Below are 15,618 nucleotides of genomic sequence, written 5' to 3' on the forward strand. Positions count from 1 at the left end.
ATAACGGAATTTGGCAATGAAAAGAGAACAGACAATAGAGAATCTCATTCAGCTTGCAGAGAAAACAGCACAAGTCCAAGCAGACCGCATTGAGATTGTATTAGAAGAGCGCAGTGATGATCATTTCCCACCAATGTCAAAGGCATTGATGGAAACTCGCTCAGGTTTGACTCGCCGTAAACTAGACGATGCGATTAGTAAATTGGAGGCAGATGGCCATCAATTTACTAAAAACAACGCGAACCATTATTCAATTTCGCTGCAAGAAGCACACATGTTAATGGATGCTGCTGGTGTGCCGAAATTCTTTGAACGTAAAAATAATGGCGGAAACAAGCCTTGGATTATCAATGTACAGAACCAAAAAGGGGGAACCGGTAAGTCGATGACAGCCGTTCATCTTGCGGCTTGTATGGCATTGAATCTGGATAAGCGTTACCGCATCTGCCTAATCGACTTGGATCCCCAAGGTTCGCTGCGTTTGTTCCTTAACCCACAAATCAGCTTAACAGACCACGATAATATTTATTCGGCGGTTGATGTGATGCTAGAAAACGTACCGGAAGGGGTCGAAATTACCTCTGAGTTTTTACATAAAAACGTTTTACTACCAACGCAATATCCGAATTTAAAAACCGTGTCTGCGTTCCCAGAAGACGCGATGTTTAACGCAGAAGCGTGGCAGAATTTATCTCAAAACCAATCACTCGATATCGTTAAACTGCTAAAAGAAAAATTGATTGATAAAATCGCAGACGATTTTGACGTTATTATGATTGATACAGGCCCTCACGTTGATCCGCTTGTGTGGAATGCGATGTATGCATCGAATGCGCTACTGATTCCATGCGCAGCAAAGCGTTTAGACTGGGCTTCAACGGTTAACTTCTTCCAGCATCTTCCTACGGTTTATGAGATGTTCCCAGAAGATTGGAGTGGGCTTGAATTTGTTCGTCTTATGCCAACAATGTTTGAAGACGATAATAAAAAACAAGTCTCTGTACTGACAGAAATGAATTATTTGCTCGGTGAGCAAGTGATGATGGCGACTATCCCTCGTAGCCGTGCATTTGAAACCTGTGCAGATACTTACAGCACTGTATTTGATTTAACGACCAGCGATTTTGAAGGGGGTAAAAAGACCCTTGCAACAGCACAAGATGCTGTACAAAAAAGCGCATTAGAACTAGAACGAGTACTTCATAGTTACTGGTCTTCACTAAACCAAGGGTAACGGGCTCATGGCAATTAAAACTTCAGATTTAAACGCAAGACTGTTTGGAAAAACCAATAAACGTCGTGCAACCACACCGCAAGAAGCACAGCAGGCTGTTAAAGCACAAGCACAAATCATCGAATTAGCCGTCGCCGGTGAAGACATGGTTGAGTTTGAATTGGTACGCATTGAAGCCGACCAAGTTGAACAAACAACGGTTGTGTTTGCTGAGAATGCTCGTGAGCAGTCATTTTTAAATGAACATGCGCTTTCAGATGTATTAGTGACATTACGCGAACGTGGCCAACAGTATCCAGCTGTTGGTCGCATGCGTGAAGACGGCAAGATTGAAGTTCTTGATGGTAGCCGTCGTCGAATGTCTTGTATTTTGGCTGGCAAACCGTTTCTTATCTATGTCGCACAGAATATTAATTCGAATCATGCGAAGTTTTTATCGGATGTTGCGAATGCGCATAAGCCACTTTCTTTGTTTGAAAAGGGCAAAGAGATGCAGGCTAAGCTAGAAAGCGGTGAAGCAGAAGACCAAAAAGCATTGGCAAAAATTTTCCAGTGCAGCGAAGCACTAGTCAGTGGCGCATTAAAAGCGGCAGATTTACCATTAGAACTGCTTCAAGCTTACCCTAACGTCGCTGACTTAGGGCGCCCAACGATTGTTAAACTGCATAAACAATTTAGCCAGTTGAGCCACGCAGACAAGGGTATCTTACTCAAGAAGTGTCGTGATGACGTCGGTTACGCTTGGCAGCGCAGCGACGCTCAAGGGGTTGTGCGTATCACGAAAGACGTGTCTGAAATGATTGAGGCGTGGGTAGAAGAATTGTCGCCAAGTAAACGTGCCGTCAGTAACAAGGTTGATCTTGTGAAAGGCCGTGTAAGCTACAGCCGTAAAGGCGCGAATTTAGCGCTTAACCTGAAGAAGGTGGATGACGCGCTGATGCAAGACATTCTCGATTTCATCGAATCAAAATTAAAATAATGGAAAGCCGCTTTTAGCGGCTTTTTTTTCATCCTCATATTGCTGATATGGCGATGTGTCCTTTGTCTGCTTTTCACTTTTCCTATCGATTCTTCGTGGTGACTCACCGCGATTAGCAAGTATACTTAACGAAATTCTTTTTCGACTGTTTGCTATATGACGTCTCTCGAACACTCTCTTTCTTCTTTAGTTGCTGTTGCTCAGCAACGTAATCACCGCTTTGGACTGACTGTTAAAGGTCTGCTTGATTGGCAAAACTCTGTGTGCGAAACGGCAATCCGTTTGTTTCCCTCTGAGGTTATTCAGTTGGGGGGCGAAGCGTTATCCGGCGTAAGTCGATGCGTTCCTTATAACAAAGGGCAGCAATTATTAGGTCAAGAATGCGCTTTACTGATTATTGATTGTCGAGATGCGTTTGATGCAAACAGCATAACTTCTGCTTTGGGCATCCTGCGTGGCGGTGGACTCGCTATTTTCATCACCAGCGCTATTGATAAAGATGGCTTGTCTGAGGCGTGGCTTAAGCGTGCATTGCATCAACTCATCGTGATTGAACAAGATAGCGCGCTACCGACAGTCTCTCAGTTGGATGAAGTAGGGGAGCAGGAATCGTCATTTTCCCAACAGCAAGAAGCGGTAACTCGAATTGAAAAAGTGCTCACAGGTCATCGACGCCGTCCATTAGTCCTGACAGCAGACCGCGGTCGCGGCAAAACGAGTGCTTTAGGGATTGCTGCCGCGACCTTAATCAAACAACGCAAGATGCGAATCATCGTCACATCACCGTCGGTCAATAGCGTGACACCGTTATTTGAGCACGCACAGCGGTTACTTCCTCAATCGGAACGCAGTAAGTTTGCACTCGTTTGGCAGCAATCAAGTATCGAGTTTGTTGCGCCTGATGAATTGTTGCTGCAAAAGCCGTCCTGCGATTTATTGTTAGTCGATGAAGCGTCGTCATTACCTTTACCCTTGTTATTCGCGATGGTGGATCATTATCACCGTGCCGTGTTCTCGACAACGATTCACGGTTATGAAGGTTGTGGTCGTGGCTTTACTGTTAAATTCCAATCATGGTTGCGAACAAATCGTCCTGGAACGGCTTTCTTTCATATGGATATGCCGATTCGTTGGGCGAAGGCTGATCCGCTAGAGGAGTGGCAATACGCGACGTTCTTACTTGATACTGAACTCGCTGAGGTAGATGAGACTCGTTCTGTCATTGATTCGATGCGCTACATTGCCCCACAAACATTGTTTCAATCTCCGGATTTGTTAAGACAGTGCTTTGCATTATTGGTGAACGCGCATTATCAAACGACGCCCAATGATTTAATGTTGCTGTTAAGTGACTCCTCAATGAAATTGTTCGCGCTGTTTTCGGATGATATTTGTGTGGGTTGTGTTATTGGGGTTGAAGAAGGGGGGTTATCCGCTGAGTTAGTCAGTCAGATTCAACAAGGTATTCGCCGCCCTAAAGGGCATCTTGTCGCGACGACGCTCGCGAATCATCTTGGTAATGATGTTGCGGCGCAGCAACTCAGTTTACGGATAATGAGAATCGCCGTTCATCCGCAACTGCAAGGGCGTGGTATGGGCAGTGCTTTATTGCGCGAACTCGAGGTTATCACCCGTTATTCATTCTACTCGACCAGTTTTGGTGCGACCGATACGTTACTTCGTTTCTGGGCTGCGAATGGCTATCAACCCGTTAAATTAGGCAGTCAGCGTGACCAAGCGAGTGGTTGTCATTCATTAGTGATGGTGAAAGGCAATCAAGATTGGGTTGATGAAGCAAAGCAATTGTTTTTTGATGGCCTCAGTTATCAATTGAAAGATGCGTTGGTTGAGTTGGACCCGCTCTTATCAGCGCAACTGTTGTCGCTGTGCCTAAGATCAGTGGATACGCTATCAGCGGTTAAAACAAGATTGGTGAACGCCTATATCAAAGGCGGCAGTAATTATGAGAATGTATCGCCATTCATCGAGGCGTTATTACAGCAGCAGATTGACCCCGTATCCTCTCCTCTGATTATCCGCAAAGTGATACAGCAATGGTCTTGGACAAGATGCGCGGCTGAGTTTGGCTTTACCGGCCGCAAGCAGGTTGAGAAAGCATTAAGAGACGAGTTAGCTCTCTATCTCGCTTGCGAATCTAATCCTGTTCCTCAATCGGCTATTTACAGTGTAAAACGTAAATAGTGTTTTGGGATTTACACTGTAAAGCCATTGCGGTTTTACAGTGTAAATTGTCAGTCACTCTTTTCAGTGCCTCTTTATACTTTTCTATCTAACTACGTATCTAACCTATCGACCTAGTTTTCTTTCTTCGTTTCTAGCTCGCCGTCTTTCCCGCTAATCATCTCTTCACGCTTCCTCGTCCTCTTTATCGCTTTACACTGTAAATTGTGTTTAATAAAAAATAGATGTATCAATAAAGTAATCATTCGAATGCCTCTTCTCTAAACTCATACTTTTCCGCGCGATGGCCACATACTGCGTATTCTCTTTTTCGTTATATTTGAAACGCTTCACGGGCAGCTTGATACGCAGAGGGAATGCTTTAGATCACTTAGCTAATACTTTTGCATTTGCGATTTAGTTATTTCTTCCTAAACTCAACATGAGTAATCTGTTTCACATCCACGAAGTTATGTCAGTAATGAGAGAGGCTCTATGTCAGTGAAGACGCTGATTAATACGGAAGCAAAGCAGATTACGATTTTTGTTACGGGTTCGTTTGGCTTCCATATTATTCAAGAGTTCAGACGAAGTTATTCTGAACGCCATGATTACCAGTTCACCATCGACCTCCGCAAGGTGGAATACATGGATAGCGCTGGTTTAGGTATTCTGATCAATATGCACAATTATCTTGACCAGCGTGACCGCAATATCTGCATTACGAATACGTTACCCCAGGTACGCAAGATACTGGCTATCTCGCGCTTTGATCGTAAGTTCAAAATAGAGTGAGGTAAAAAGATGCGAATCATGATAATTGACGATCATGCCTCTAACCGAGAATTGTGCCGTTTGATGCTTAGCCACATATCATCAAGAATCGATACATTTGATAGTGGCGTTGGTGTTGTCGAATTCATGCAGAACATGCCGTTATTGCCGGATGTCATTTTGTTGGATGTTGTGATGCCAGACAAAAATGGATTCAGCACCGCGCAAGAAATTCGCGAAGCTTTTCCTGACCACCACATTGCGATTATATTTTTGACGGTACTTGATGATCATGATTCTTTTGAACGTTGTTTGGCGTTGGGGGATGACTTTGTTCTCAAGCCGGTTGAACGCAGTGTTTTGTTAGCGAAAGTTCAAGCTCACTTTCGTATTGTCAAAATGCATAATGAAGTTATCTCTCAACGTGATGAGTTAACCCGCTTCCATGAACAAGTCCGTTATGATTACGCCATCGCCGAATCGATTTTTACCAATCTAAAAGATGAAATGAGTACACAAGTCACGGATATATTTGGTATCGATTACTTGTCTACACCGTCGACCATTTTTAACGGCGATCTCATTGTTGTGGCTAATCGGCCACATGGGGGAGTGTATGTGATGATCGCCGATGCCACCGGTCACGGCTTGCCCGCCGCGATTTCCACGATACCCGCAACGCGTGCCTTTTTTTCAATGGCAATGAAGGGCCTTTCTCTTGGCGAAATCGTCACAGAGATGAATGATGTCTTAGTTCGTTTTCTACCGTCGGGGATGATGCTGGCGGCCAGCGTGTTTGAAGTTAGAGCCAATGGCTTTGAACTCACCTGGTGGGGCGGCGGATTGCCCGACGCGTACATTCTCGATGGGAACAACGATATTGTCAGCAAACTGGTGTCACAGCACATGCCGCTCGGGGTGTTAACATCGCAAGAGTTTGAAATGAATTTGGTGCACTTAACATTAGAGCCGGACCAACGGATTGTGGCTTACACTGATGGTGTAACCGAATCAACCAATTCGCGCGGGGAGGCATTCGGTCAATTGCGGCTTGAGTCGGTATTGCAAAGCGACCGAAATGCGATTCCGGTGTTGTATGATGCGGTACGGCAGTTTGCACAAAAAGAAACAGACGATGACCTCTCTATCTTGTCGCTTTCATTTCCCATTTCAAATCATAGCGGACGTCATCATAACGAGGAGCTTGAGCGGTTAAGTCATTTGCCCAGTCAATCAACGTTAAACTTTCCCGCCTCGGTTATTCGAGATGTGAGTTTAATGAATGAAGTCAGACGGTACATGATCGGGTTGCTTGGCGCTGGTCATCATCTCGATTTAATTTGTTCTATCTTAGCGGAGTTATTTGCGAATGCTGTCGACCATGGTTTATTGAAAATGGAATCGAGCATTAAAGAAGAAGCGGATGGCTTTTTTATCTTTTACCAACTGCGTGAAGAAAGACTCGCGGTTTTGGATGATGAGGCTTGGATTCGTTTAGAGGTGAATTACGAACCGAGTAAAAGTGAGTTGGTGATGACGCTCGAGCACAATGGAGAGGGGTTTGATTATCACCAGCTTCAGCCTCAAAGCGATCACTCGCTGAGTTATGGCCGAGGGATTGTTTTGGCAAGCGAACTCTGTGATTCGCTGGAGTATTCAAATAATGGAAACAAAGTGACGGCGCTCTATCGTTTCACGTCACCTCACCAATTCCCGCGTTGCCTTTAACGTGATGGCTCGCCAATTTACACTGTAAAACGCAGATAAAAAAGCGAGAGGCGCTAAGCCTCTCGCGATACCATTGACTAAACCAATCCAGCTACCTTTTACTGAACGGCATTGAGTGCCTAGATTCGGTCTGTGAACGTGCGACTAATTACGTCTTGTTGCTGCTCGCGAGTCAGTGAATTGAATCGTACAGCATAGCCTGAAACACGAATGGTCAGTTGAGGGTATAGTTCTGGGTTCTCAACCGCATCAAGCAACATTTCCCGATTCAGTACATTGACGTTGAGATGTTGTCCGCCTTCAATCGTGTTACTCCCTTCGCCTTCTTCATGGTGGAAATAGCCATCCATCAGTGCGGCTAAGTTAACTTTTTGGCTCACGTCATCTTTGCCTAATGCATTTGGCACAATCGAAAAGGTGTACGAGACGCCATCTTTAGCATAAGCAAAGGGCAGTTTTGCAACAGAAGCGAGTGAGGCCACAGCGCCTTTTTCATCACGTCCGTGCATCGGATTTGCGCCCGGTCCAAATGGCATCCCAGCGCGTCGACCATCCGGTGTATTACCCGTTTTTTTACCATACACAACATTGGATGTGATGGTGAGTATGGATTGTGTCGGTTCCGCATCGCGGTAGGTCGGCTTTTGTTGGATCTTCTTCATGAATCGCTCAACAAGGTCGCAAGCAATATCATCCACTCGTGCGTCGTTATTACCGAATTTCGGATAGTCACCTTCAATGACGAAATCGATCGCGATGCCTTCGTCATTACGAATCGGAGTCACTTTGGCGTATTTAATCGCAGCCAATGAATCAGCAACAACCGACAAACCTGCAATTCCGCATGCCATTGTACGGTGAACATCTCGATCCATTAATGCCATTAGCGAGGCTTCATAGCTGTATCGGTCATGTGAGTAATGAATAACATTCAACGCGGTGACGTACTGAGTGGCTAGCCAATCTAACATCTCATCAAAATGCGGCATGAGGCGGTCGAAATCTAAAACGTCATCTTCGATACGTGCGACTTGTGGGCCAACTTGCGCCATTGATTTTTCATCGATACCACCATTGATGGTATAAAGCAGTGCTTTTGCGAGGTTGGCTCGAGCACCGAAAAACTGCATGTGTTTACCCACGACTTGAGGGCTAACACAGCAAGCAATCGCGTAGTCATCATTATCGAAATCAGGACGCATTAGATCGTCGTTTTCGTATTGAACGGAAGAAGTATCAATAGAGATCTTCGCCGCGTATTGCTTGAAGGCTTGAGGTAATTGCTCAGACCATAAGATGGTCATGTTCGGCTCAGGCGCTGGCCCCATGGTATGTAGCGTATGTAGGTAACGGAAGGTGGTTTTACTCACGAGAGTGCGACCATCAACCCCCATGCCCGCCATGGCTTCTGTTGCCCAGATAGGGTCACCTGAAAACAACGAATCGTATTCAGGGGTTCGCAAGAAGCGCACCATGCGTAATTTCATGATGAAGTGGTCTATCAGTTCTTGGGCTTTCTTCTCATCGATCAGGCCAAGCTCTAGGTCTCGCTCAATATAAACATCGAGGAAGGTGGATGTGCGACCTAACGACATCGCGGCACCATTTTGAGATTTAACCGCAGCAAGATAACCGAAGTAAGTAAATTGAATCGCTTCTTGGGCTGTGCGTGCCGCTGAAGACATATCAATACCGTACTTCAAACCCATCTGACGAATGTCTTCAAGCGCGCGAATTTGGTCAGTGATTTCTTCGCGTAAGCGCAGCGTTTTTTCAAGGTCTTGGCCGTTTTCCATTAACGCTTGCGTGGAATCTAACTGTTCTTTTTTATCGGCTTTGAGGTAATCGATCCCGTATAGAGCAAGACGGCGGTAATCACCAATGATACGACCACGACCGTAGGCGTCAGGAAGACCCGTAATAATACCGGATTTACGACAAGCTTTGATTTCACGGGTATAGAGATCAAAGGCCGCTTGGTTGTGTGTTTTACGATATTCGGTAAATGTTTTTTCGATTTGAGGATCGAGTTCACGGCCATACACTTCGCAAGATGTTTTCACCATACGAATGCCGCCATTGGCAATGATGCCGCGCTTTAGAGGCTTGTCTGTTTGGAGGCCGACGATAGTTTCTAGGTTTTGATCAATGTAACCGGCATCGTGAGAAATAATCGTTGAGACAATATTGGTATCGAAATCAACTGGCGCGTGAGTTCGGCTTTCAAGTTTGATGCCTTCTAGTACCTGCTCCCATAACTTCGCCGTTGAATCGCTGACCTCAGCAAGGAAGGATTCATCGCCTTCATAAGGCGTATAGTTTTTCTGAATGAAGTCACGCGTGTTAACACTGGTTTGCCATTCGCCAGCTTGAAAACCTTGCCAAGCTTCCATCATGTCTGTAGTCGGGATAGTCATTATGACCTCCTAAAGCATTGATCATTAGTTAATATCGATAGTTTTATCGAACCGTTGTTCACTGAAATTAATCATAGGCTTCTTATGATGTGAGTAAAGTGCATTGTTTTTATAAACTAAATGCAATTTATGCATAGATCATTAAATGAGTGACTTACGGATAACGTTGCCTCATATTTAGCGAAATAAAATGGAGTATTGTTTAGAGTGGGTTCTTTTGGTGTTGAGTTTAATAATGAGCCAACTTACTATGAGCCAATACACTCGATGAACTATCGTGCTTAACCATTATGGAGAGGTTATGGCTTGTTATATCTACACGCGTTTTTCCCCTAAGAATCGCGCTTATCAAGATCAACTTCAGCAGTTAGTGACAGCCGCGCCTGACGCAGTGCATGTTGAAGATAAGGTACATGGTTTTGTTCCCCCCCTTGAGCGAAGTGAATTTAGCGCATTATCGGCGCGTTTGAAGTCAGGCGACAGGGTGGTTATTTGGTGGTTAACGGCTTTTGGGCGCGATTTTAATCAGGTTGTTAGCGTGGTGAACTTGTTACTCGATCGTGGCATCACCATTCAACTGCTTTGTGAACCTCTGACCTTTGAGCCCGATTCTCTACAAACTCAAACCTTACTCTCATTGCTGACCGGTTATGACAAGGTTCAAACACAACATCGATTGTTTGCCGCAGAGCAAGGAAGGCAAGCACTCAAAGATAATCCTGAGTTATGGCAGCAGAAATTTCGCGGCCGACCTGCGGATAAAGAGAAGCATGAACGCATTGCAATAAAACTGTTACAGGGTCACTCAATGGCGCGTATTGCAGAGCATTGCCAAGTGAGTCTATCAACCGTTAAACGTGTCAAAGCAAAATTGAAGCAATTTGATGATGAAGGCCGTTTGACTCGCCATACAAATAAACCATGGGAAGATGGTGAGATGAAATGAGTAAAGGGTTTTCGTTTAAGTCGATTTTGTTAGCGTGCTTGATCATCAGTATCGGTCAATTAAGCATGGGGCTGCTTTTTCCTTCTTTGCCTTGGATAGCCAAAGATTTTTCTATTTCACTCGAGCAAGCGCAATTATTGGTCAGTGTCTATTTGTTGGGCTTTGGCCCTTCACAATTTCTGTATGGCCCCATTTCCGATGCGCTAGGGCGTAAAAACGTCTTGCTGACGGGTTTGCTCATCGCCATGGCTGGCTTATTGATGATCATCTTCTTCAGCCAAACTTTTTCAGCGATGGTTGCTGGGCGTTTTCTACAAGGTTTAGGCACCGGATGTTGCGCGGTGTTGGCAAGGGCATCGACTCGTGACCGGTTTAATGGGCCAGACTTACCGATTGCCATGTCCTATATTGCGATGGCTGCGTCGATAACTCCTCTTTTTGCACCGGTTATTGGGGGATTTATCAACTTCCACTTCGGCTGGAGTATGGTCTTCATCTCCTTGCTCGGTTATGTTTCTATCGCTTGGGTGATTATTGCGATTCGATTTAAAGAAACGTTGGCTGAACGATCGAAAGTCCCGTCGCCACGAAAAATGCTACGCCAATATCAAACCTTGCTGAGTTCACGATATTTTATGAGTTTTGCAAGCATCAGCTGGCTGAATTTTAGTTTGATGATCACCACGGTTTCTGTCATGCCGTTTATTATGCAGAATCAAGTAGGAATGACATCCGACGAATATGCGATGTGGGCCATCATTCCGGCCTTAGGCATGTTAATGGGAACGAGTCTGTGTAATCGTGTTCGTCCTTTGATTGGCAGCAAAAAAATGTTGCTCTGGACACCAGTTCTGCATTTGAGTGCCGCAATTTGGTTATTTTTCTGCCCTGTCGAAGCGCTCTATTTGATGATAGGACAGCTTCTGATGATACTGGGTAATGGGATTGCCTTGCCTTGTGCCCAAGCGATGGTTATGCAGCCATTTAAGCGCCATGCAGGCGCGGCGGCGGCGATGTCGGGCGGTGGGCAGATGGTGGTATCGTCTTTAGTGAGTATGATTTTGGTGCAACTTGGTTTGAGCCAGGCTTGGCATCTTTCCATTGTGATCGTCGTATTTGCGGCCATCACTTTTGCTAATATTATCCGTGGTTTCAATTGCCCTGAGCCAGAAATGGATTAACGCAATTGAACGGCATCGTGCCGTATTAACGATATTTGAATTGAAAACACCCAGGAGGATGACCTCTTGGGTGTTTTTTTTTGCCTAATCTATCCTTCGTGTTGTCTTTTTGGTGAAAAGCGAACCGGATACAGCGACATGAGTAGCTATTTAGATCTTTGCTTAGCGAAAAAAAATCACACGTCACTTATATTTTAAACAGGAAAATACGATGTATTTATCCGTTATGGATTGAATTTACATAGGTGCAATGGAATGCAAGTAGGAAGTGAAGCGCTGATTCTATCAGCGGTTGGGGTGGTTGGCTTAGGGTGTCAGTGGCTTGCGTGGCGTTTACGTTTACCCGCCATTTTATTTTTGTTGATCGCAGGGATTGTGTTGGGCCCAATATTGCAACTGTTTGACCCTGATGTAGTACTGGGTAACTTATTGTTTCCTTTGGTTTCTTTAGCGGTCGCCGTGATATTGTTTGAAGGCAGTTTGACCTTAAATTTCAAACAAATCAAAGAAGTCAGTGGCGCGGTGTGGCGTATTGTTTCGATTGGAGCCTTGGTTTCTTGGTTGTTAACCAGTGTGGCCACACACTATTTGCTGGGGTTTGATTGGGAGCTCGCTATCTTATTTGGCAGCTTAACCGTTGTGACAGGCCCAACCGTTATCGTCCCCCTATTAAGAACGGTGAGGCCCAACGCCAAACTGGCCAACATTTTGCGTTGGGAGGGCATCCTGATTGACCCACTTGGCGCACTCTTTGTGGTGATGGTGTATGAGTTCATCGTCTCTCACAACGCTGTGAATAGTATTGAGGTCTTCGTCAGCTTGATTGCGGTGGGACTGGGCTTTGGTATTGCCTCCGGAGCGGCAGTGGCTGTGGCACTGCGTAGAGCTTGGTGGCCAGATTATTTGCAGCCTTTTGCGGTATTGATGGTCGTTCTCGGGGTTTTCGCGCTTTCCAACCACATTCAGTCAGAAGCGGGCCTGCTCACCGTGACCATCATGGGCATGTGGTTGGCCAATGCCAAAGGGATCAATATCCAGCAAATTCTGCATTTCAAAGAACACCTCACCATACTGCTGATTACCGGGTTATTTATCTTCTTAGCCGCGCGTATTCATTTAGATGATTTTGCCGCGCTAGGCGCCGCCTCAGTGCTGTTATTTGCGTTTATGCAGTTCGTTTCCAGACCAGCCTCCATTTTCCTCTCTACGCTGCGTAGCGGGCTTTCTGTGCGCGAAAAAGTGTTTCTCTCGTGGGTTGCCCCTCGTGGCATTGTCGCGGCCTCTATCTCCTCGTTATTTGCCATCAAACTGTTGGAATCAGGGGTGAGTGAGGCGGTGCTATTAGTCCCCCTTACTTTTATGGTGATCATTGGCACCGTCGTATTGCAGAGCGCCACCGCCAGACCGATGGCGAACGTGTTAGGGCTTGCAGAGATCCAACCTCGAGGGTTTCTCTTGATTGGTGCAAATCCAGTCGCGCGTGAAATTGGCAAAGCATTAGCCCGTTATGACCGACGCGTGCTGCTCAGTGATTCTAATTGGGATTATATCAGTCAGGTCAGAATGCAGGGCATGGAGGCGTATTATGGCAATCCAATGTCGAGTCATGCTGAGGATAATCTGGATCTTATCGGTATTGGTCAGGTCGTTGCTCTGACATCGGATCAGCATTTCAATATGATGGCATGTATGCAATTTAGCAGCGAATTTGGCGAAAATAACGTTCATTGTCTGCAAAAATCGATAAAAAATGGTAAGACAGCCAGTGAGAAACACTCGGTTTCTGCGCAGTATCATGGCCAATTACTGATGGGGGGCCATGTGAGTTACAGTCAATTGGCGAGCTTATTTATTAGCCAAGGTGCTGAGATCCGCCATACAACGCTGAGTGATAGCTTTAACTACGCAGACTATATGGCTTTTCATCGCAATAATTACACACATCCGCTGTTTTTCGTCGATGAGAACGATCAGATCACGTTTTGCGATGATCCTGAAGTGTTTCTGCCGGTTGCGGGGTGTACGATGGTGGCGTTGATCCTTGAAAATACCGGAGAAAAGTGATCAAACGCAGTGATCGTTGGCGATTTGTCGCCTTCGATCGCGAATGATGAAGAGTGGCGGCGTTGGATCATCGTCACCAGCGTTATATTACTTATTTATTAAGGGATCTTCATGGTAACGGAGAGGATCGCGTGCGCCAGATCTTTGACAGGTTAGACATTTGGATGCGAGAGTTTGCCCCGAACGGTTGCATGTCATTGAGCGCGATTAGCGCCTTTCCTTCAGATCGACAGATCCGTGAAGCGGTTGCAAGGCACAAATTAGACGTTCGCCGATTATTGGGGGAACAGAGTCAGCAGCCTCAACTGGCAACCCAGTTGCTGATTTTGCATGAAAGTATTTCGAGTACCTGGCCGGTGTTAGGCCATGAATCCATCATTACCGCGAGCAATATGGCGCAGCAATTACTACGAGGAGAGGCATAATGGCACAACCTAATACGATGAAAGGTGTTCAATTAGTGGGTCATGGAGGACCAGAAATGCTGCATTATCGAGAGGATATTGCGGTGCCTCAGGCTCGAGAGAATGAAGTCGTTATACGGGTATTAGCCGCGGGAGTGAATAATACCGACATTAATACTCGAACGGGATGGTATTCAAAAAACGATAAAAACCAAGAAGATGCTGGCTGGGCGGGGAACGCATTACAACTGCCACGCATTCAAGGTGCGGATGTTTGCGGGATTATTGTTGCGGTTGGTGACGGCGTCACTTCTCAGCGTGTTGGTGAACGAGTATTGATTGAACCGTGCCTTTTTGAAGTGAATGGTGAGACATTGCCGACCCCTTGGTACTTTGGTTCGGAATGCGATGGTGGATTTGCCGAATACACGGTCGTGTCTTCTCGCCATGCTTATAAAGTGGAGAGCACCCTCAGCGATGTGGAGTTAGCGACTTTCCCTTGCTCATACTCCACCGCTGAAAATATGCTTACGCGGGCTCAAATTAAGCCGCATGACCGCGTCCTTATTACTGGGGCGTCCGGTGGGGTGGGATCGGCGGCGATTCAATTGGCAAAGGTACGAAACGCTCATGTCATCGCCGTGACCAGCGCGAGTAAGGTGGATCAATTACGCGATCTTGGTGCTGATGAGATTATTCTTCGCGATTCCGATCTTCTTCAAGATCTCGGGGAGAACAGCGTGGATGCGGTCATTGATCTTGTGGCTGGATCCTCGTGGCCACAGTTATTGCAAGTGCTCAAGCCAAAAGGCCGCTACGCCGTATCCGGTGCGATCGGCGGGCCAATCGTTGAGCTAGATGTACGCACACTCTATCTGAAAGACCTGAGCTTTTTCGGTTGTACTGTTTTAGAAGCGGGCGTGTTTGCCAATCTAATACAGTGTATTGAACAGGGTCATATTGCTCCAATCGTGGCCAAGACGTTCGGTCTAAAAGACATCAATGCAGCTCAGGCGTTTTTTGAACAAAAAAGCCACGTTGGGAAAATCGTTCTCACCGTCGCGCAAGATGAACACGAATGATCCCTGGTGTCTGGTTATTGTTATGGGCAATGGATGCCGTCTAACCCACTTATTGATACTATTGAGCTTGAGATAATCGCCTAAGATTGAGGTCATACATGGAAAAAATTATCGATAAATTGGCATGGTTTCACATTCGTGAAGGCCAGTTGTTGGCGGTTCGTTCAAAGGGTAAAACGTTGTTTTATCTTCCGGGTGGGAAGCGTGAGCAGGGTGAGAGCGATGAACAAGCGCTGATTCGAGAAATCCAAGAAGAATTGGCGGTTGATTTGGTGCCGGGTACTATTCAATACGCCGAGACCTTTCGCGCCCCCGCTGACGGCAAAGCGGCTGGGGTAACGGTGCAATTGACCTGTTACTTTGCCGACTTCACCGGTGATATGAGCCCAGAAGCGGAAATTGAAGAGCTTCAATTTGTCGCCATGGACGATAAGGCTGTATGTTCGCAAGCGTTGTTGGTTGCGATGGATTGGCTCAAAGCACAAAGCCTGATTCGCTAACGGTCTTCAAAGGGCAGAAAGCACGTTTGGTTACGATGACTTGTTTTCTGCCTTCTGAAGCGGCGATTTTGCTTGAATGTTCTATGTTTAGGGCGCTTATATGGCCCTATTCCTATTCCTATTCCTAT

12 protein-coding genes are annotated in these 15,618 nt (G+C 45.9%); 11 read left to right on the forward strand and 1 reads right to left on the reverse strand.

Going from position 1 to position 15,618, the window contains the following annotated elements; genetic code table 11:
• Positions 1-16 precede the first annotated feature (16 nt).
• The 5 genes from OJ16_RS16655 to OJ16_RS16675 all read left to right on the forward strand — a co-directional run bounded on the left by OJ16_RS16655 (position 17) and on the right by OJ16_RS16675 (position 6,896).
• Positions 17-1,234 (forward strand): ParA family protein, encoded by a 1,218-nt coding sequence (locus tag OJ16_RS16655; protein WP_040992358.1) that lies wholly within the window; start codon positions 17-19, stop codon positions 1,232-1,234.
• 7 nt (positions 1,235-1,241) lie between these two features.
• Complete coding sequence (locus OJ16_RS16660) at positions 1,242-2,213, forward strand: ParB/RepB/Spo0J family partition protein (RefSeq protein WP_040992359.1); 972 nt, start codon at positions 1,242-1,244, stop codon at positions 2,211-2,213.
• Positions 2,214-2,369: 156 nt separating this feature from the next.
• Complete coding sequence (locus OJ16_RS16665) at positions 2,370-4,415, forward strand: tRNA(Met) cytidine acetyltransferase TmcA (RefSeq protein WP_052810382.1); 2,046 nt, start codon at positions 2,370-2,372, stop codon at positions 4,413-4,415.
• A 474-nt stretch (positions 4,416-4,889) separates the two neighbouring features.
• Positions 4,890-5,189 carry an STAS domain-containing protein gene (locus OJ16_RS16670; protein WP_040992360.1) on the forward strand — a complete coding sequence of 100 codons (300 nt, stop codon included), beginning with the start codon at positions 4,890-4,892 and terminating at the stop codon, positions 5,187-5,189.
• Positions 5,190-5,198: 9 nt separating this feature from the next.
• Complete coding sequence (locus tag OJ16_RS16675) at positions 5,199-6,896, forward strand: ATP-binding SpoIIE family protein phosphatase (RefSeq protein ID WP_040992361.1); 1,698 nt, start codon at positions 5,199-5,201, stop codon at positions 6,894-6,896.
• Positions 6,897-7,015: 119 nt separating this feature from the next.
• Here the strand turns inward: OJ16_RS16675 and pflB are convergent, their stop codons facing one another.
• On the reverse strand, positions 7,016-9,313 hold the full coding sequence (gene pflB, locus OJ16_RS16680) for a formate C-acetyltransferase (protein ID WP_040992362.1): 2,298 nt from the start codon (positions 9,311-9,313) through the stop codon (positions 7,016-7,018).
• A 301-nt stretch (positions 9,314-9,614) separates the two neighbouring features.
• Between pflB and OJ16_RS16685 the strand changes: the two genes are divergently transcribed.
• From OJ16_RS16685 to OJ16_RS16710, 6 genes are all read left to right on the forward strand, one after another.
• Positions 9,615-10,259 carry a recombinase family protein gene (locus OJ16_RS16685; protein ID WP_040992363.1) on the forward strand — a complete coding sequence of 215 codons (645 nt, stop codon included), beginning with the start codon at positions 9,615-9,617 and terminating at the stop codon, positions 10,257-10,259.
• Positions 10,256-11,440, forward strand: a complete 1,185-nt coding sequence (locus OJ16_RS16690; protein WP_040992364.1) for a multidrug effflux MFS transporter — start codon at positions 10,256-10,258, stop codon at positions 11,438-11,440. Before OJ16_RS16685 ends, OJ16_RS16690 begins: the two co-directional genes overlap by 4 nt.
• 255 nt (positions 11,441-11,695) lie before the next feature.
• Positions 11,696-13,504, forward strand: coding sequence for a cation:proton antiporter (locus tag OJ16_RS16695; protein WP_040992365.1), 1,809 nt, complete (start codon positions 11,696-11,698; stop codon positions 13,502-13,504).
• Positions 13,505-13,635: 131 nt separating this feature from the next.
• Positions 13,636-13,929 carry a hypothetical protein gene (locus OJ16_RS16700; RefSeq protein WP_152613862.1) on the forward strand — a complete coding sequence of 98 codons (294 nt, stop codon included), beginning with the start codon at positions 13,636-13,638 and terminating at the stop codon, positions 13,927-13,929.
• Positions 13,929-14,990, forward strand: coding sequence for an alcohol dehydrogenase family protein (locus OJ16_RS16705; RefSeq protein WP_040992366.1), 1,062 nt, complete (start codon positions 13,929-13,931; stop codon positions 14,988-14,990). The genes OJ16_RS16700 and OJ16_RS16705 overlap by 1 nt, the downstream gene beginning before the upstream one ends.
• Before the next feature lie 98 nt (positions 14,991-15,088).
• A complete protein-coding gene (locus OJ16_RS16710) occupies positions 15,089-15,490 on the forward strand; it encodes an NUDIX hydrolase (RefSeq protein ID WP_040992367.1) in 402 nt (133 codons plus the stop codon).
• The last annotated feature ends 128 nt before the right edge of the window (positions 15,491-15,618 follow it).

Origin of the sequence: Vibrio renipiscarius, from assembly GCF_000827885.1 — a bacterium.
In the GTDB taxonomy this organism is placed as follows: Bacteria; Pseudomonadota; Gammaproteobacteria; order Enterobacterales; family Vibrionaceae; genus Vibrio; species Vibrio renipiscarius.